This is a genomic window from Bordetella genomosp. 1, assembly GCF_002261335.1.
Classification (GTDB): Bacteria; Pseudomonadota; Gammaproteobacteria; order Burkholderiales; family Burkholderiaceae_B; genus Bordetella.
On the sequence record NZ_NEVL01000003.1, the window covers coordinates 517,671 to 535,559 of the forward strand.

The 17,889-nt window shown below is 70.2% G+C and carries 18 protein-coding genes; 6 read left to right on the plus strand and 12 right to left on the minus strand.

Translation table 11 applies throughout. From position 1 onward, the window contains the following. Positions 1-70 precede the first annotated feature (70 nt). Together CEG14_RS10835 and CEG14_RS10840 are read left to right on the plus strand one after the other, a co-directional pair. The gene (locus CEG14_RS10835) at positions 71-856 is read left to right on the plus strand and encodes an SDR family oxidoreductase (protein WP_094826372.1); all 786 of its coding nucleotides are present in this window, start codon (positions 71-73) and stop codon (positions 854-856) included. A 68-nt stretch (positions 857-924) separates the two neighbouring features. After that, positions 925-1,866: a dihydrodipicolinate synthase family protein gene (locus CEG14_RS10840; RefSeq protein ID WP_094826373.1), complete on the plus strand. Its 942-nt coding sequence runs from the start codon at positions 925-927 to the stop codon at positions 1,864-1,866. A 152-nt stretch (positions 1,867-2,018) separates the two neighbouring features. Here CEG14_RS10840 and CEG14_RS10845 read toward each other — a convergent pair whose 3' ends face one another. The 6 genes from CEG14_RS10845 to CEG14_RS10870 form a co-directional block, all read right to left on the minus strand. Continuing rightward, positions 2,019-3,680 carry an ABC transporter permease gene (locus tag CEG14_RS10845; protein WP_094826374.1) on the minus strand — a complete coding sequence of 554 codons (1,662 nt, stop codon included), beginning with the start codon at positions 3,678-3,680 and terminating at the stop codon, positions 2,019-2,021. Between the two features lie 19 nt (positions 3,681-3,699). After that, the gene (locus tag CEG14_RS10850; RefSeq protein WP_218831324.1) at positions 3,700-4,650 is read right to left on the minus strand and encodes an ABC transporter substrate-binding protein; all 951 of its coding nucleotides are present in this window, start codon (positions 4,648-4,650) and stop codon (positions 3,700-3,702) included. 57 nt (positions 4,651-4,707) lie between these two features. Further along, entirely contained in the window at positions 4,708-5,367 is a 660-nt protein-coding gene (locus tag CEG14_RS10855; protein ID WP_256985638.1) for an ABC transporter ATP-binding protein, read from the minus strand. Between the two features lie 29 nt (positions 5,368-5,396). Further along, entirely contained in the window at positions 5,397-6,518 is a 1,122-nt protein-coding gene (locus CEG14_RS10860) for a porin (protein WP_094826377.1), read from the minus strand. A 640-nt stretch (positions 6,519-7,158) separates the two neighbouring features. Further along, positions 7,159-7,428: a hypothetical protein gene (locus tag CEG14_RS10865; protein WP_256985639.1), complete on the minus strand. Its 270-nt coding sequence runs from the start codon at positions 7,426-7,428 to the stop codon at positions 7,159-7,161. Positions 7,429-7,523: 95 nt separating this feature from the next. Next, positions 7,524-8,165: a LysE family translocator gene (locus CEG14_RS10870; RefSeq protein WP_179280583.1), complete on the minus strand. Its 642-nt coding sequence runs from the start codon at positions 8,163-8,165 to the stop codon at positions 7,524-7,526. Between the two features lie 213 nt (positions 8,166-8,378). Between CEG14_RS10870 and CEG14_RS10875 the strand changes: the two genes are divergently transcribed. Both CEG14_RS10875 and CEG14_RS10880 read left to right on the plus strand, forming a co-directional pair. Then, a complete protein-coding gene (locus CEG14_RS10875; protein ID WP_094826379.1) occupies positions 8,379-9,554 on the plus strand; it encodes a DUF1624 domain-containing protein in 1,176 nt (391 codons plus the stop codon). 8 nt (positions 9,555-9,562) lie between these two features. After that, positions 9,563-10,651, plus strand: a complete 1,089-nt coding sequence (locus CEG14_RS10880) for a porin (RefSeq protein WP_094826380.1) — start codon at positions 9,563-9,565, stop codon at positions 10,649-10,651. A 31-nt stretch (positions 10,652-10,682) separates the two neighbouring features. Here CEG14_RS10880 and CEG14_RS10885 read toward each other — a convergent pair whose 3' ends face one another. The 6 genes from CEG14_RS10885 to CEG14_RS10910 form a co-directional block, all read right to left on the minus strand. Then, entirely contained in the window at positions 10,683-11,933 is a 1,251-nt protein-coding gene (locus CEG14_RS10885; protein ID WP_179280584.1) for a YeeE/YedE family protein, read from the minus strand. Positions 11,934-11,935: 2 nt separating this feature from the next. Next, a complete protein-coding gene (locus tag CEG14_RS10890; protein ID WP_094826381.1) occupies positions 11,936-12,862 on the minus strand; it encodes a sulfurtransferase in 927 nt (308 codons plus the stop codon). 143 nt (positions 12,863-13,005) lie between these two features. Then, entirely contained in the window at positions 13,006-14,103 is a 1,098-nt protein-coding gene (locus CEG14_RS10895; RefSeq protein ID WP_143277196.1) for a hypothetical protein, read from the minus strand. A 7-nt stretch (positions 14,104-14,110) separates the two neighbouring features. Further along, positions 14,111-14,764 carry a hypothetical protein gene (locus tag CEG14_RS10900; protein ID WP_143277197.1) on the minus strand — a complete coding sequence of 218 codons (654 nt, stop codon included), beginning with the start codon at positions 14,762-14,764 and terminating at the stop codon, positions 14,111-14,113. Between the two features lie 137 nt (positions 14,765-14,901). Next, a complete protein-coding gene (locus CEG14_RS10905) occupies positions 14,902-15,372 on the minus strand; it encodes a DUF6644 family protein (RefSeq protein ID WP_094826384.1) in 471 nt (156 codons plus the stop codon). Between the two features lie 2 nt (positions 15,373-15,374). Then, complete coding sequence (locus CEG14_RS10910; RefSeq protein ID WP_094826385.1) at positions 15,375-15,770, minus strand: DUF6152 family protein; 396 nt, start codon at positions 15,768-15,770, stop codon at positions 15,375-15,377. Between the two features lie 290 nt (positions 15,771-16,060). On the opposite strand from CEG14_RS10910, the gene CEG14_RS10920 reads away from it, so the two are divergent. Both CEG14_RS10920 and CEG14_RS10925 read left to right on the plus strand, forming a co-directional pair. Continuing rightward, entirely contained in the window at positions 16,061-17,503 is a 1,443-nt protein-coding gene (locus CEG14_RS10920; RefSeq protein WP_143277198.1) for a hypothetical protein, read from the plus strand. 31 nt (positions 17,504-17,534) lie between these two features. Then, positions 17,535-17,882 (plus strand): hypothetical protein, encoded by a 348-nt coding sequence (locus CEG14_RS10925; protein ID WP_094826388.1) that lies wholly within the window; start codon positions 17,535-17,537, stop codon positions 17,880-17,882. Positions 17,883-17,889 lie beyond the last annotated feature (7 nt).

Genomic DNA, 17,889 nt, shown 5'->3' on the forward strand with positions numbered 1-17,889 from the left:
GGCCGCGCGCCCCGGCGCCGGCCCGACCCGCGGCCGCGCAACAGGCGTCGCCGCTCACTGGAGCAGCACCATGGATCTCGGAATTTCAAACAAAGTCGCGCTGGTACTGGGCGCCGGCGGCGGGCTGGGCGGCGCGATCGCGCAGGCGCTGGCCGCCGAGGGCGCGCAGGTGGCCGTGGCCGACATCGACCTGGACGCGGCGCAACGCACGGCCGCCGCCGTCGAGGCCGCGGGCGGCAAGGCCCTCGCGCTGCAATGGGACCTGGCCGACCTCGGCGCCATCGAGGCCCACATCGGCCGCATCGAGAGCCAGCTCGGCCCCGTCGACATCCTGGTCAACAACACGGGCGGCCCGCCGCCCACGCCGGCCGGCGGCCAGGATCCGGCCGCCTGGCGCAAGTATTTCGACAGCATGGTGCTGCCGGTCTATGCCATCACCGACCGCGTGCTGCCCGGCATGCGCGAGCGCCGCTGGGGCCGCGTCATCACCAGCACGTCGTCGGGCGTGATCGCGCCCATCGCCAACCTCGGCATCTCGAACTCGCTGCGCCTGGCCATCGTCGGCTGGTCCAAGCCCCTGGCGCGCGAAGTCGGCAAGGACGGCATCACGGTCAACATCGTGCTGCCCGGCCGCATCGCCACCGACCGCATCCAGTTTCTGGACGAGGCGCGCGCCAAGCGCGAGAACCGCAGCGTGGCGTCGGTGGCCGAGGAAAGCACGGCCAGCATTCCCGCCGGCCGCTACGGCAAGCCGGCGGAGTACGGCGGCGTGGTCGCCTTCCTGGCGAGCCAGCAGGCCAGCTACATCACCGGCTCGACCCTGCGGGTCGACGGCGGCATGATCCAGAGCATCTGACACCGGGGCGCGCTTGCACCGGCGCCCCGCCATTACGCTTGAGACAGACCTACAAGGAGGAACACCCCATGCCGCTGCTGACTTCCGACGCCAAAGGCGTCTACCCGATCGCACCGACCCCGTTCTTCGACGACGGCCGCATCGACACCGCCTCGATCGACCGCATGATGGACTTCTATCATTCCATCGGCGCCACCGGCGTGACCGTGCTGGGCCAGTTGGGCGAGGCCCAGAAGCTCGAGCACACCGAATCGCTCGAGGTGGCGAGCCAGGTGATCGGCCGGGCCGACAAGCTGCCCGTGATCGTGGGCGTGTCCGCGCCCGGCTTCGCCGCCATGCGCGCGCTCACGCACGAGGTAATGGCGCGCGGCGCGGCCGGCGTCATGATCGCGCCGCCCAACACGCTGCGCACCGACGACCAGATCGTGAACTACTACCGCCAGGCCGTGGAGGCCATCGGCGCCGACGTGCCCTTCGTGCTGCAGGACTACCCGCTGACGTTCTCGGTGCAGATGAGCGTGGGCGTGATCAAGCGCATCGTCGACGAGCTGCCCTCGTGCGTGATGCTCAAGCACGAAGACTGGCCCGGCCTGGAGAAGATCTCGTCGCTGCGCGCGCTCGAGAAGGAAGGCAAGCTGCGCCACATCTCGATCCTGTGCGGCAACAACGGCCTGTTCCTCGACTACGAGGTCGAGCGCGGCGCCGACGGCGCCAACACCGGCTACGCCTTCCCCGACATGCTGGTCGACATCGTCAGGCTCAATGCGCAGGGCGACCGCGAGGCGGCGCACGACCTGTTCGACGCCCACCTGCCGCTGCTGCGCTACGAGCAGCAGCCCGGCGTGGGCCTGGCCGTGCGCAAGTACATCCTGATGCGCCGCGGCGTGCTGAGCTCGGCCGCGCAACGCAAGCCGGCCGCGCCGATGTCGGCCGTGGCGCGCACCGAGGTCGACCACCTGCTGGCGCGCCTGGCGAAGAAGGATCCGCGCGCGGGCAAGCTGGTGGGTTGAGCGCGGCGCAGTGGCCTTTCGCGTCGTTCGGAAGGGCCGCTGCGGCGCCCTGCCTTGCACGCTGGCCGGGGCGCGGCGGTGGCCGGGTCGGGTTCGCCGCCCCGCCCTGCCACCCCCGATCCCCGCGCCCTGCCTTGCACGCCGCCGCGCGCCTACACCTTGGCCGCGTGGCGGGCCTGCAGCTTCAGGCCGGCCAGCATCAGCGCGAGGCTGAGGATCACGGCCAGCGTCGCCATCGCCATGCCGGCGCCGACCGAGCCCTGTTCGAACTGGCGCCAGACGTAGATCGACACCGTCTGCATGCCGGCCGGCGCCAGCAGCAGCGAGGTGACGAGCTCGCGCGAGGCCACGGCGAACACCATCATCATGGCCGCGATCACGCTCGGCGCGGTGAGCGGCAGCGTCACGTGCCACAGCGCGCGCAGCACGCCCGCGCCATGTACCCGCGCGCTGGCCTCCAGCGTCGGCCCGAGCTGGGCCAGCGCCGCGCTGGCATAGCGCATCGGATAGGGCAACAGCAGGCAACTGTAGGAACACAGCAGCAACACCCAGGTGCCATACGGCGTCGCCGGCCAGAACGGCTGGTTCCAGGCCAGGATCAGCCCCACCCCCACCACCACGCCGGGCAAGGCCGCCGGCAGCAACGCGAGCGCATCGATCGCTGCCGCGCCGCGCACGTGCCGGCCCGCCACCAGCCAGGCCGCCAGGAAACCCAGCGCACCCGTCAGGACGGCCGCTCCCGCGGCGAGCGCCAGGCTGGTGCCCAGCGCGCCGAAGGCATCGGCATCGGCGCCGAACAGCGCGGCGAAGTTCGCAAGCGTGAAGTTGCCCGGCGCCAGCCCGCCCGACAGCGTGCGCTGCAGCGCGCTGATCGCCATCGCGGCCAGCGGCGCGCCGGCGGCCGCGAACGCGACCAGCGCGAACAGGGCCAGCACCGGCCAGCGCCAGGCGCCCAGCGCCGCGTGCGCGAGCGGCACCGGCTTGCCATTCGTGGTGTCGAAGTTGCGGCCGGCCAGCACGGCACGCTGCACGGCGAAGGCCGTGAGCGCGAGCGCCACCAGCACCAGCGACAGCAGCGCCGCGCCCGACAGGTCGATGGGCCAGTCCGCCAGGCGCCGTTCGATCGCGGTGGTGAGCACCGACACGCCGGCCTGCGCACCGAGCGCCGCCGGCACGCCGTATTCTTCGATGGCGAGCGTGAACGCCAGCAACAGGCTGGCCGCGATGGCCGGCAGCGCCAGCGGCAAGGTCACCCGCATGAAGGCCGTGGCCGCGCTCGCGCCGCACACGCGCGCCACCTGCGCCAGCCGGGCGCCGCTGGCGGCCATGCTGCGCGACACCGCGAAGTACACCACCGGGAACGCGCTCAGGCCCATGATGAGGATCACGCCCAGCCGCGAATGCAGCAGGCCGCCGAGGTCCGTGCCGGTGAGCTGCCAGAGGTAGCCGCGCGGCTGCAGCGCCATCGTCCACGACAAGGCGGCGATGTACGGCGGCAGCAGGAACGGCAACAGGAACAGCAGGTCCCAGGGCCGCGCGCCGGGCAGGCGGCACAGGCCGCGCAGCGTGCCCAGCGGCAGCCCGATGGCGCCCGCGACCGCCGCCACGCCCAGGCCGAGCCCGAGCGTCTGGCCCAGCAGGCTCCAGAGCGCGGGATCGCCGAGCGCCTGCGGCCAGGCGCCGAACGGCGCCCGCAGCGAGCCCTCGCCCAGGTGCGGGAAGACGGCCTGGAGCGCCACGAAACCCACCGGCAGCGCGACGAGCACCATCAGGGCGGCTGCCACGGCAGCCGCCAACAGATAAACGCTTTTCATGGCGTTGCGCCGTTCGGGATCAGTGCTGGCCGAACAGCTTGGCGAAGCGCGCGAGCGCCTGCTCGCGGCCACCCTGGGCCTCGCCCGCACCGGCCTCGAGCACCTTGATGTCGCGCATCGGCGGCCGGCGCGCGGCCACGTCCTCGCGCGCCGGGATCAGCCAGGCGTCGGCCACGGCGGCCTGGCCGGGCTCGGACAGCACGTAGTCGATGAAGGCACGCGCCTGCTCGGGCGAGCGGCTCGATTTGAGGATCATCATCGGCCGCGGCGCGATCACGGTGCCGCTCTGCGGGAAGATGACCTTGATCTTCTCGCCCTTCTGGATGCTGGCGTAGGCGACGTAGTCCACGCCGCCGAACACGGCGGCCTTGGCGCCCTGCAGCACCGGGGTGAGCGCCTGGGCATTGGGGCCCGAGACGGTCATGCCGTTGTCGCGCAGTTGCGCGAGCAACTTCCAGGGCGCGTCGCCCTGCGCATTCTGCAGGCCCAAGAGCAGGTCGATGGTGGCGCCGGACAGGGCCGGGTCGGGCATGGTCACGGCCGACTTGTAGGCCGGCGTGGCCAGGTCGGCCCAGTCGGCCGGTTCGGGCGTGCCGGTGCTGCTGTTCCAGACGATGCCGAGTGCGGAGATGCCTTGCGCCACGTAGGTGGCGGTGCGCAAGCGCTCGGGCACACGGGCGGCGTTGGCGCTCTGGTGCGCCAGCAGCAGGCCGCGCGCGTCCATGTCTTGTGCGGTGTCCCACGAGGCCGAGATCAGCACGTCGGCGCGCGGGTTGGCGGCTTCGGCCTCCAGCCGCGCCATCACCTTGCCGGTGGTGGCCTGGAACACGTCGACGCGCACGCCGGTCTGCCTGGTGTAGCCCTCGGCGAGCTGCTTGATCAAAGTGCCGGGACCGGCCGTGTACACGGTGAGCGCCCGGGCGGGCGTATCCGCGTGGGCTGCGCCGCCGGCGCCGAGGGTGAGTGCCATAAGGAGACGAATCATCGTCCGGGAGGAAACGGGGGCGACCATTTTATGAAGATTCCTTTAAGTATTTATGACAGCCGTCACACGCCCTGCCTCCATGCGGGCCACCTGGTGGGCCAGCGCATGGGCTTCATCGTGGTCGTGCGTCACATAGACGGCGGTCGTGCCGAGACGGCGCAGCAGCGCACCGATTTCGGTGCAGAGCGATTCGCGCAGGTCGCGGTCGAGATTGGAGAGAGGCTCGTCGAACAGCAGCAGCGCGGGCTGGGCCACGATGGCGCGCGCAAGCGCCACGCGCTGCTGCTGCCCGCCCGACAGTTGCGACGGGCGGCGGGCGTCGAGGTGCGACAGGCCCACCAGCGCCAGCGCGTCGGCCACGCGGGCCTCGCGCTCGGCGCGCGGCACGCGCCGCATCGCCAGCGGAAACGCCACGTTCTGCGCCACGCTCATGTGCGGCCACAGCGCGTAGTCCTGGAACACCATGCCCAGGTCGCGCCCTTCGGGCGGCACGAACGCGCCCGGCGCGCACATCGTGCGCCCGCTGAACGCGATTGCGCCGCTGTCCGGACGCAGCAGGCCGGCCAGCGATTTCAGCAGCGTGCTCTTGCCGCAGCCCGAGGGGCCGAGCAAGGCAAGCACCGTGCCGGCCGGCACCTCGAGATCGACCCCGGCCAGCACGACGTGCCCGTGGTAGGCGTGGCGCAGGCCACGCACTGCCACGTCGGCGCCGCGGATTGGCGCCGCCGCCATCAGAAGCGGTGGCGCAGGCCGACGGCCACGCCCAGCTGGTTGCGGCCCGGCTCGACGTTGACGCCGTACTTGCCGCCGATCACGCTGACCGACGAGCCGTTGTGGTTGAGCGCATACGAGCCCAGCGCATACAGCGTGGTGCGCTTGGACAGGTCGTATTCGCTGCCGAGCACCAGCAGCGTGGGCTTCTGGTCGTCGAGGTCGCCCTGCACCGCGGGGCACGACACGCCGTTCATGTTGTCGCAGGTATTGCCGTCCATGTGATAGACGGCCAGCGACAGACGCGTCGCGGGCGTGGCCTGCCAGGCGGCGCCGACCCAGTACAGGCGGCTGACGTAGTCGCGCTGGGTGAGCTTCTGCTCGAGCCAGCGATAGCCGCCGTAGACCTTCACGCCATCGAAGTCGTAGGCGAGCGCGGCCAGGATGCGGTCTTCACGGTTGCCGCTGTCGGCCGGCGCCTTGGGCGCGTCGGCACGCTTGGTGTGGTACAGCACCGCGGCGTCCCAGCCACCGCTCTGGTAGCGCAGGCCGCCGCCGATCATGCGGCCGGTGTTGGTGTCGGTCCAGCTCTGGTCGTTGTTCCAGCCGAAGCTGTAGTAGGCGCCGACCGACACCGGGCCGAGCTTGTTGGTGTACTTGATCGAGTTGTCCATGCGGTCGGAGAACGCAGGGTCGATCCGCTTGCCGCCGTAGGTGGCGTTCTCGAACGGATTGAACTTGCTCATCCAGTCGATCATCAGCGTGTTGTGGCGGCCCAGCGTCAGGGTGCCGAAGCGGCGGTCGGCCAGGCCCACGTAGGCCTGGCGGCCGAACAGGCGGCCGCCCTGCAGCGTCTTGCCGTTGCCGACGTCGAAGCCCGACTCGAGCGCAAAGACCGTCTTCAGGCCATCGCCCAGGTCTTCGGTGCCGCGCAGGCCCCAGCGCGAGCCGTTCATGTTGCCGGACGACATGCCGGTCTTCGATCGCCCTTCGGGGCCATGGGTCAGGGTCTGGACGCCCACGTCGATCAGGCCATAGAGCTGAACGGTGGAGCTGGGCGTGGCTGCGTGGGCGTTTGCGGCCGACAGCAGGAGAGCGGGCAGGCAGGCGCGTGCCGCCGCGGTGCGGATCAGGGATTTCACAGGTTGTGTCCTCTTTGGGATTCAATCGGAGCGCACAGTCTAGGTATCGACTGCTACAACCACGTGACGGTCGTGCCCAATTGTTTGTGCACGCAACCATCTCCCCGCCCCTAAACCTGCCCACAAAAAAGCCGACCCCGAGGCCGGCTCCAAAACAAAGGTGTCAGACTGCAATTATCCCGACAGCCCGCCTCCAAACAAAGGTGTCAGACTGCAATTTCCACTGTCACCCACCCCACAAACAAAGGTGTCAGACTGCATTTTTCTCGGCAAGCGGAGCACCAAACAAAGGTGTCAGACTACATTTTCCGTCCCGCGAGCAAGCGGCAAAAATGCAGTCTGACACCTTTGTTGTGAGCAGCGCGGGATCAGAAAATGCAGTCTGACACCGTTGTTGCCGCGGCCGTCCGATCGGCACGCGGCGGATAGCTGCTCACCGCTGGACACGCGCGCGCCCGCGCCATGCCGAGGCCGAAAACAATGGTGTCAGACTGCAATTTCCGCGGCATGAGGAGCACCAAACAAAGGTGTCAGACTACATTTTCCCGCCGCGCAGCAGACCGCAAAAATGCAGTCTGACACCTTTGTTTTGAGCAGCGCGGGATCGGAAAATGCAGTCTGACACCTTTGTTTGGAGGGGTCAGGGTTTGGGGGTGAAGCGGTAGTCGATCATGCGGGCGAGCGACTCGCGGTCGGCGGGGATGTCTTCCATGCGGTATTGGGTGGGGTCGCGGTTGACCCAGGAGTCGACGACGTTCCAGCCGCCCTGCCCGTCGTCCTGCATCTGCAGCGCGTAGATCCACACGCCGGTCCAGCTGCGGTGAAAGCGCAGCCATCCCGCATCGAAATAGATGAACCAGCGGTCGTCCATGTCGGCCGGGATCTCGCCCAGCCGCATCCGGGCCACCATGGCGGCATCGTAATGCGCACTGAATCCCAGCGGCTCGCGTCGCGCGGGTGCGGGCTCGTGTTTCCAGCTGTGCGGACCGGCGGCCTCGCGCGCCGTCAACGCGCGACCTCGTTGCGGTTGAACACCAGGTAGCCCGCAATCGCGATCATGGTCGCACCCAACACGCCCTCCTGCGCGCGCAGGAACCACGGGTTGCGCGTGAGCCAGCCGCGGATGCGCGAGGCGCCATAGGCGAAGCCGGCGCCGGTGATCAAGCCCATCAGCTTCGAGAACACCGCGAGCGACAGCATCTGCAGCCACACCGGGCCCAGCGCGGGATCGGTGAACTGCGGCAGGAACGCGATCAGGAAAATGAACACCTTGGGATTGAGCAGGTTCGTCATGAAGCCCTGCACATAGGCATCGCGCCCCTCGCCGTGCGCATTGCTCGACGCCAGCGCGCCCGCGCGGCGACTGCGCAGCAGCGCCTTCACACCGAGATAGATCAGGTAGCACGCGCCCGCCAGCTTCACGGCCATGAACAGCTCGGGCGACTGCTTGAACACGGCGGCCAGGCCCAGCACCACCAGCGGGATCTGCACCAGGCCGGCGGAAAACGTGCCCAGCACGCTGTACCAGGCGGTGCGAAAGCCCTGCGTCATGCCGCGCGTGAGCGTGAGCGCCATGTCCGGACCGGGGGTGAGCTTGAGCGCCATGTCGGCGGCGAGAAACAGCAGGAACAGTTGCAGCGAAGGCATGGGAAAGACAGCAGCGAGAAGCCGGCGGCCGGACGCCGCCCCTGCGGCGCCGCAGACGAGCGGCGGAGTCGTTTGCATTATGCCCGCGCGCTGCCCGGCGAAGCTGACAACCGGCTTGCGAGTGTTATGTTATTACATTACACTCGCGGCCGTCGGCGCTTGCCGTCCCTTCGCTGTCCCGCCGCCCAGCCGGCCCCCGCCTTTGCCGTACCCATGACCGGTTCTTCCGCCTCCGCGCTCTCCCCCGCCCCGTCCACCCGCCTGCAATCGATCGACGCCTTGCGCGGCCTGGTGATGCTCATCATGCTGCTCGACCACGTGCGCGAGACCGTCTATCTGCACGCGCAGGTGGGCGACCCGATGAACGTGGCCGACACCCCGCCCGACCTGTTCTTCTCGCGCCTGCTCGCGCATCTGTGCGCACCGGTGTTCGTGTTCCTGACGGGTCTGTCGGCATGGCTGTATGGCCAGAAAGCCGGCAGCCTGAACGCCACCAGCGCCTTTCTCGCCAAGCGCGGCCTGTTTCTCGTGGCACTCGAATTCACGGTCATCAACTTCGCGTGGACCTTCCAGTTTCCGCCCGCCGTGGTCTATCTGCAGGTGATCTGGGCCATCGGCTTGTCGATGCTGGCGCTCGCGCTGCTGGTGCGCCTGCCGCGCCCCGCCCTGATCGCGGTGGCCGTGCTGCTGGTCGCCGGCCACAACCTGCTGGACGGCATCCATTTCGCAGCAGGCGAGCCCGGCTTCGTGCCGTGGGCCATCCTGCACGATCGCGGCTGGCTCGAGGTGAGCGAAGGCCTGCGCCTGCGCACCTCTTACCCCGTGCTGCCCTGGATCGGCGTGATTGCGCTGGGTTATGCCGCGGGCCCCTGGTTCGCCAGGACGGTTGCGCCCGCAACCCGACAGCGCCGGCTGTGCCTGGCCGGCCTGGGCGCGATCGCCTTGTTCGTCGTGCTGCGCGCGTTCAACGCCTACGGCCAGGCCCAGGATTGGAGCGTGCAGGACGACGCGTTGCGCTCGTTGATGAGCTTCATCAACATCACCAAGTATCCGCCCTCGCTGTTCTTCCTGCTGCTCACGCTCGGCCTGGGCCTGCTGCTGCTGGCCTGGCTCGAACGCCTCGGCAGGCGCGCGCCGGTGGGCGTGCTGTGCGTCTATGGCGCGGCTCCCATGTTCTTCTACATCCTGCACCTCTACGTGCTGAAGCTGCTCTATCTCGCCGCGCTGGCCGTGTGGGGCGCCAACCACGGCCAGTACTTCGGCGTCGACGGCGTCGGCATGCTGTGGCTGCTCACGCTCGCACTCGCCGTGGCGCTCTATTGGCCGGTGCGCGCCTTCGGCCGCCTCAAGGCGCAGCGCCGCGACATCGCCTGGCTCAAGTACCTGTGAGGCCGGCCATGACGCAGGCGCATTCCTTGCGCGCGGCCGCGCTGGCCTTGAGCCTCGCCGCGCCCGCGGCCTGGGCCGACGCGCCGGTGCTGTACGGCGTGGTCGATTTGGGCCTGGCCGGCATCGACGACCGCGACAGGGGCAGTTCTCACGGCATGCAGAGCGGCATGCAATCGGGCTCGCGCTTCGGCCTGCGCGGTCGCGAAGACCTCGGTGGCGGGCTTTACACCCGCTTCCAGCTCGAAAGCGGCACGCTGGCCAACAACGGCCGCAGCGCGCAGGGCGGCCGTCTGTTCGGCCGGGCCGCGTGGATCGGGCTGGGCGGCGGCTGGGGCGAGCTGCGCGCCGGCCGCCAGACCTCGGTGTCGTCGGAGTTGCTGGGCGAATTCGATCCGTTCCTGGCCTCGTACCTGAGCCTGGGCGCGCAGACCGCACTGCTGCCGTTCAACGCCAACCGCGCCGACAACACGCTTGCCTGGCGCCTGCCGCTCGCCGCGCCGTGGCGCGTGGCGGTCGACCACAGCTTCGACGCCGGTGCGGGCGGCGGCTTCGCCACCAACGCCTCCAACCGGCTCAGCAGCGCGGCGCTGGGCTACGACGACGGCGCCTCCGCGCTGGCACTGACCTACGAAGGCGCGCGCTGGGCCGCCGGCACCACGGAGGGCCGCGCGATGGCCGCCGCGGGCGCGCCGGCGCAGCCGTGGTCGGCCTCGCTCGCCGCGCGCCAGGCCCTCGGGCCCGCCACGCTCTATCTGGGCTATTCCTATATGCGGCACGGCTCGACGATCCCCGCCGCGCCCTCGCCCGGCCAGACGCCCTACTTTCCCGGCAGCACCGTGCACGGCCTGCTCGCCGGACTCGGGTGGCGCGTCGGCCCCGGCACGATCATGGCCTCGTGGCAAGCCAGCCTGCCGGCCAACGGCGCGCTCGCCCGCCAGGGAGCCACGCACCGGCAGCACATCGCCTCGGTCGGCTACGCGCACGACCTCTCCAAGCGCACCAATGTGTACGCCATTCTCGGGCAGCTGCGCGGCGCCTGGGCTGACCCTGCGTGGCGCCAGACCCAGTACGCGGTCGGGCTGCGGCATCGGTTCTGAGGCATTCCGGCGCACGCGGCCCCGTGTCCGCTCAGTCGGCCCGCCCCACACCCCACCCGCGGCGCGCGATGGCCAGGCTGAGCCAGATGGCCAGCACGCAGACCGCGCCGAATACCCAGCCCGACGCCGCGCCGGCCGAGATGCCGGACAGCAAGGTGCCGACCGTGCAGCCGAGCGCGGTCATGCCGCCCCAGCCCATCAGCACACCGCCGGCGAACTGCCGTGCCAGCTTGCCGGCGCCTGCCCGTGCCACGCGAAACGCGCCGGCGTTCAGCGCGGCCGCGAATGCACCGCCCACCAGCCCCAGCACGAAGACGCCGTTGTTCGACAGCAGCGCGGCCTTCACGACGGTGGCGCAGCCCGCGAAGCTGTCCAGGCCCTGCAGCCGATCGGGCAACCAGCCCGCAGCCGCCGCACCGGTGCGCGCAAGACTGCCGAGCTCGGCGGTCACACCCAGCGGCGCCACGCGCAGATAGGCCAGCACGCCGATGACGCCCACGATCAGGCCAGCCGCCACCGGCGGCCAGCGCCGCGTGCCCAGCAGGGTCCAGAGACCAGGCGGCGGCAGAGCCGATGTGGTTGCGCGCGCAATCGCTGGCGCCGCACCCCGCGCGCGCTGCCCCGCGCGCCAGACCACCGTCGCCAGGCCGCCCAGCAGCGCCAGTTGCACCAGCGCCGTGCCGCCATAGCCCAGATGCTGCGGCAGCCACACCACGGGCGCGGCCTGGATCAGGCCCAGGTAAAGCGGATTCCAGGTGAGAAAGCCCAGCACGAAGCCCAAGGCGGCGCCAAGCAGGGCGAGCAACGACGGCCAGTGCCCCTCACCCAGCCGATAGAAATGCGCGCTGATGCACGAGCCCGACACGGTCATGCCCACGCCGAACAACGCCGCGCCGGCAACCAGTGCAACGCTGAGCGGACCGATGTGCGCGCCGGGCGGCAGCCGGCCGGTGGGCACCGGCAGCATGGCGCCGAACAGCGCCAGATAACCCAGCGTGCCCGCCGCCAACGCCACCAGGATGGCGACCAGACCCTCGGTTTCGCGCCGCTCGATGAAATCGCGCGTGATGCAGTAGAAGCAGAAGCGGGAGCGCTGCAGCGTCACGCCGAAGGCGCCGCCCAACAACAGCGAGAACGCCAGCTCGCGCCCGGCGGTGCCCCCGCCGGCGCCCGCCAACACGAAAGCGGCCGCGATCAGCGCGACCGCCACGACCAGGGCGAGAAGACGAGCGCTCGCGGCCGGGACGAGCCCGGCCGGCGTCGGTGCCGACGTGACAGCCACGATCAGGTCTTGCCCCACACGGTGCCGGCCGGATTGGCGATCGGCGCGCCGACGCTGTTGCCGTACTCCGTCCACGAGCCGTCGTAGTTGCGCACGTCATAGCCCAGCAGCTTGCTCAAGGCGAACCAGCTGTGGCTCGAGCGCTCGCCGATGCGGCAGTAGGTGATCACCGGCTTGCTGCCGTCCACACCCACGGCCTGGTAGATGGCCTTGAGCTCCTCGGCCGACTTGAAGGTGCCGTCCTCGGCCACCAGCTTGCCCCAGGGCACGTTCACCGCGCCCGGCACGTGGCCGGCGCGCACCGCGAGTTCCTGCACGCCCGAGGGCGCAAACACCTTGCCCTGGTATTCGTCGGCCGAACGGATGTCCACCAGCACCGCCTGCTTTTCCTGGCGGGCCACCGCCAGCACGTCGCCCAGGCGCGCGCGCAGCGCGGCGTTGGCCGTCTTGACCTTGGCGTTGCCGGGCGCGTGCACCTGTACGCGGTTCGACAGCGGGCGGCCCTCGGCCTCCCACTTCTTGCGGCCGCCGTCGAGCAGCTTCACGTTCGGCACGCCATAGATGTCGAACACCCACGCGCCCCAGGCGGCAAACCAGTTGTTGTTGTCGCCGTAGAGCACGACGGTGCTGTCGTCGTTGACGCCCGCGCGCGCCAGCAAGGCCTGGAACTGCTGCGGCGACGCGATATCGCGCGACACCGTGTCCACCAGATCGGTGTGCCAGCTGAAGTTGCTGGCGCCGCGGATGTGGCCACGCTCGAACAGGCCGGGGTTCACGCTCACCTCGATGACCTTCAGCTTGGGGTTGTCGAGATTCTTCTCGAGCCAGTCGGTCGAGACCAGGAAATCGGCGTGTTGCGCCAATGCGGGCGCGCTCAGCAGCGCGGCCAGGGCGAGGCCGATGCGGGCCAGGCGTCGTCGCAGGGACATGGGGTCATCCTCCAGAATCGCGGCCGGCACAGCGCGGCCGCGTGGAGGGCAAGATAGCCAGCCGCCGTGCGCGCACGAACGACTTTGTCGTCATATCTTGATAACTTTTTGTTCAGCTAGTTGTCAGCCAGCCCCAACCGCCCTCACCCGCATGCCCTGGGATCCGTGTTGCCCGGGTCCGTGCAGGCCCGCCACACGTCCGGCCCCAGCGCGGTCAGCGGCAGATAGCGCGCCATCGGCGAGATGTAGAGAAACACCCGCCCCGGCGTGTCGCGCAGCGCCTGATGGAACGCGGGCACCTGCTCTGCGGCCAGCGCCACTTTGCCGGTCGCGTCGGTGCGGCCCTGCATCAGCACCGTGTGCACGGCCGGATCCCAGGACGGCAGCGCGTCGCCCTCCACCGTATCGGCGGGTACGCGCACCAGCTGCCACGGTTCGTCCGGAATCTCGGTATCGAGCGCCGGCCCGGCGTCCGGCGCCACCACCAGCACGCGATCGTTGTCGTTCGGCGGCACGGCATGCGCCGTCACGTGATCGGGCTGCGAGGCATCCGGACGCGCGCGGTAGACCGCGGCCACCTTGCCGTCGGCGCCGTAGCGGTGCACCACCGCACCCAGCGCACCGGCGCGCAGATCGATGATGCGTTCCAGCGCGCCCTGCGCATCGCGCACGTAGTACACCGGCAGCCGGGGTGTTTCGGCGCATTCGCCATGAAACGCCGTGATGCGACCTTGCGCGTCGCGGCGCAGGCAGGCCTGTGCCAGCCGGGCGTTCGAACGCCGCGCCGTGTCGTAACTGGCATAGGCGATGAGCCGGCCCTGCGCGTCGTAGGCCAGGCGGAAGCCGCCGTCGCTCACGCGCTGCCCGAGCGCGACGCGAAAGCGCTCGATCCGGCACAGCCGGCCATCGGCGTCGCGCTGCAACACCGTGGCGGCGTGAGCCGCATCGGCCGCGCCATAGACCGACCAGTCGACCGCGTCGGTCCAGGTGCGCGGCAGCAGGTCGCCTTCCTGCGCCACGTCGATGAGCGCCGGGCCTGCCACCACGCGCTCGCCCTGCTGCCCGAGCAGCACGCGGGTCTCGTTGGGCGGCAGTTCGAGGCTCAATGCTTGCGCGCGCAACCCTTCGGCCGCGGCGCTCTGCGAAAACGGCGTCTCGAGCGGGGCGCACGCGCCCCATCCCAGCATGGGCCACGCGGCCAGCAACACGGCGCCCAAGGCACGGCAACGAAGACGGGGCATCGTGGCCTCACCCATGCTGTTTGTTGTCGAGATACTGGATCACCGCCCAGAACTCGCGCGTGATCGCGCCCAATCGCAGCGTCGCGCCCTCCTGGAACAGCAGGAACGGATAGACCTCGCGTTCCAGCGTGCCCGTGGCCGGCAGGCGGTAGTCGGTGTAGATCTCGCGGTCCGCGAACAGCGGCTCCAGCATGCCGCCGCCATCGATGTGCAGATACCAGGCGCGCAGCTGCTGCGGCGCCTTGCCCGGTGGCGCGTCGGTGTAGGGTCCGCCGTCGCCCGCGACCACGGCCTGGCGCAGCACGCTCAGCACCAGCCGGCGCGGTCCGGCGAAGGCGATGCCGCCCGCGGTCGACCCCTCCGGCTGTTCGCTCATCTGGCGCACGAACGTGACCGCGCGCGAGCCCGGCACGATGGTGTCGGCGAAGATACGTTCGATGTCCGCGTCGGTGGGATTGCGCACGCCATCCAGCTTGCGGAAATCACGCTGGAAATCGCTGACCCAGCGCGCGAAACGCTGCGTCTGGGCCTGGCGGTCGAAGGCTTGGGCCGGGGCCTGGAGCTGGGCTTGGGCCTGGGCCGAGGTCTGCACCTGGGCCTGTACGGCGCCCAATCCCGCGAGCAATGCCAGCGCCAGCGCGCCGGATCGCAGCCCGTGCAACCTGCGCCGCCGCAACGCCAATCGCACACTCGCCATCGCCATGGCCACCATGTTTCGGATCTCCGGATGAAGGCGGCGCGCGCCGCGCCGGGTGAGGCGCATTATGCGCAATGCCCGCGCCGCCTGTCACCCCGCGCTCAGAGAAACCCGATCCAGCGGCCTGCCAGCACGCACCCCAGCCAGGCGAGCAGCGACAGCGCGGCGTGCAGCCGCAAGGCGATCGGGGCGCGCCCCTGCGCCAGCGCGTGCCGCCACGCGCGGCCACGCCGCACCCACAGTGCATTGAGGGTGGCCAGCAGCACCAGCGCCAGCTTGAGCTGGAACGCGCGATTGCCGGCGTATTCGATCGGTTGCGCGAGAAACAGCCAGGCCCCGGTGAGCAGCGCAAGCGCCAGCCCCACGGCCGCGCCGCGCGCCAGGACCGGCGCGAGCACGGCCAGCGGTCCCGGCGGCAGCAGGCCGACCAGGCGCAGATCGAGCGGCACGATGGCGCCGATCAGCAGACCGATCGACACGATGTGGGCCGCGCTCACCACGATGTAGAGCGTGGCCGACCCGCGCAGCCACGCGCCGGGCGGCAGTGCCGCCAGGCTCTCGAGCAACGCCATGCTCAGGGCTTCTTGATGCGGCTGGGATAGATGTCGTAGGTCTTGCCGCCCACTTCGACCTGCACCGCCTTCATGCGCTTGTTGGCGCTGTCCTGGTCGCGGTTGCCGGTGGCGCGGATGGTGTCGCCCGGCTTGGCCGAGCCCTCGACGAAGCCCGCCTCGCGGGTCTGGGTGGGATTGCCGAGCTCGACGCGCCAGGTGCCGTCATCGGTGCGCACGCCGAGCCAGGGATGCGGCGGCGCGATCTGCACGCGCTCGATCGTGCCGCGCAGGGTGATCTGCTCCGACTCGGCCCAGGACCAGCCGTGGTGCGCCGCGGCCGGCGCGACCGTCAGCGCGAGCGCCGCGACGGCCGTCGCCAGCGCGGCGGCGGAGAGAGACAGGCGTGATGCGTTCATGCGTAGCTCCTTGTGTCGGCAATGCCGGTTCATGAGGGTCCCGCTCCCCGTGCAAGTCTCGCTTGCCTTTCTTGCAGGCTCATGTCCCACTGCCCGGTAGCATGAACCCCCGCCCCGCGTGCGCGGTATGCCGGATAACCCGGATGCGCGCGCAACGGTTTGAAGCACCTTGCGTCCCCGGCATGCCTATAATCTCGCCGATCTCGAGCCGGGCCATCGCGCGTCCGAGCCGCAGCCGGTCCACGCCGTGGGCCGTGCCGACCCCCCACGCCACATCGAGGAGCGGGCGCATGCCCCAGCAGCCCAGAGCACTGCCGAACGTTCTTGGTCCTTTCGTGCGCCCCTCGGGCAGCCGCCTGCGCACGCTGTACGCGGCGTTGCTGGGCGGCGCCCTGCTCGCCCCGACCGCGCAGGCCGCCGACAGCCGCCTGGTGGGCGCCTTCACGCTGGACGGCGCCCAGCGCGTCGGCGTCACGGTGCAGCCCGCGGGCTCGGCCGGCCTGGCGCAGACGCTGTTCGTGCGCGTCGGCGAGGCCGAGCCGGTCGCGCTCGCCACGCTGGACGACGAAGAGGTCGACGTCTTCGACTCGGGCGACTTCGACGGCGACGGCCACGACGACTTTCTGGTGGGCCAGTCAGGCGGCACGCAGAACGTCCAGACCCGCATGTTCCGCTATGACCCGACCGCCCGCCACTACGTCGAGCTGCAGCATCCCGGCGGCGCGGCCAGCCCGTGCAAGGGCTTCGTCTCGATCACGCGCGCCGAAGACCCCGACGATCACAGTTTCTTCGGTTCGTGCCGCTACAGCGTCAACAGCTATGGACACGAGGTCTATCGCTTCGACGCCGAGGGCAAGGTCGTGCCCACCGTGTGGCAGGTGCCGGTGTCGCTCGACAGCAGCTTGGAACCCATCGAGGTCGTGACCCGCTTCAGCGCCGACGGCAGCGTCAGCAGCATCGACATCGAGGGCGACAACGACCTGCCGCTCGGGCCCGACAAGCAAGTCCTGGTGTCGCGGCTCGACCTCTACGACGCGCCCGACGCGGCGCGCCGCAGCGGCATGTACGTGGTGGAAAACGACCGCGTCGCGGTGCTCGACGCCAAGCCGGGCGGCTGGATCAAGATCCGCTACGACAGCAAGCGCGCGGGCGAGCTGGTCAAGTGGGTGCGCTACGACGAGATGACGTTCGACAAGTATGCCTACGGCGGCCCCGCCAAGTCGCCGCAGGCGCTCGCGCTCAACGTGTTCGACTATTTCGGCCGGGCCGGCGACGCGCTCGCCAGCACCTTCACGCTCACCGTCGACAACCCCACCGACGTGAGCGTGGCCTTGCAGAACCCGCGCATCCGCCTGCTGCTGATCGGCGACAAGAACCAGCGCACGCTGCATTCGCTCTACACCCGCGAGCCGGTCACGCTCGGCCCGCATGCCGGCGGGCGCGACGGCAGCCGCCGCGCCACGGGCGGCCAGAAGTACAAGCCCGGCGCGACCTGGGACGACAATCCCGTGCAGTGGATCCAGCAGGCCGACGGCTCGCGGCGCTACGTGCTGCACGTCGAAGGGGCGGCCTACGTCACCTTCCTGCCGCCGCTGGTGCCGGGGCGCTATCGCATGATTGCCGTGCTGACCGATCCGGCGCTCGAACGCCCGGTCTACGCCAACGAGGTCACGTTCGACTATCCCTTGCAGGCCGAGCAGATCGACGAGCCCGAGGGCGAGTCCGGCGACTGAGCCGGCGCCCCTTCATCGACCAGGAGACATCATGTTCTTGTATCGCAGCCTGCGGCATTCCGCCCTCGCCTTCGGCCTGGCCGCGGCCAGCGCGGCGGCCAGCGCGGCGGCGCAGGCCGACGACGCGCCCAAGGAAGTCAGTTGCGAGGCGCTGGCGCAGTCGTTCGGCAAGACCTACTTCGCCTTTCCCGAGATCAAGCCGGGCAAGGTCGAGCGCCTGGTGAGCTGGCGCGCGGCCTGCACCGAAAAGCCGCCCAAGGGCGACGGCAACGTGTACCGCCTGTGCCAGGCCGACCTGCCCGAAGGCGGCCAGGTGTTCTACTGGCTCAAGACCGGCGTGAACAATGAGTCGAGCGGCTACGAAATCTGCGACGAGTAGACCGTAG